1 protein-coding gene is annotated in these 301 nt (G+C 57.1%); it reads right to left on the bottom strand.

Annotated elements, in window-relative coordinates:
• The coding region (locus FLQ44_RS13645) for a hypothetical protein (RefSeq protein ID WP_206208886.1) at positions 1-301 on the bottom strand (301 nt) is incomplete at both ends.

Here is a 301-nt window from a genome sequence, read left to right as displayed (position 1 = left end):
GGATAACCGCCGTTGCCGCCGCCGATGAAACCATCGAAATCGATCGGTGCGCCACCCGGGAAGGGAAGGACGACATATTTGTTGAGATAGGTCAGGTTGACGTCGAGCGAGACGTTCACGCTGCCGATATTGTTGTTGTAAACGAGGCCGAGGTCGAGGCCGTTCATTTCCTCACGACCGGTGTTGATCGGCTGCGCCGAAAGGAAGGTAACCTCCCCGGTCAGCGGGCTGCGCGTAAAATCTTCGCAGAAGGGATGCGAGAGATTTTGGCTCGCATAGCAGATGCTGAGCTTGGTCGACC

It is taken from the genome of Vogesella mureinivorans (genome assembly GCF_007644035.1).
In the GTDB taxonomy this organism is placed as follows: domain Bacteria; phylum Pseudomonadota; class Gammaproteobacteria; order Burkholderiales; family Chromobacteriaceae; genus Vogesella; species Vogesella mureinivorans.
The sequence above is the reverse complement of the archived record's forward strand: the minus strand, read 5'-3'. Positions and strand labels throughout refer to the sequence as shown.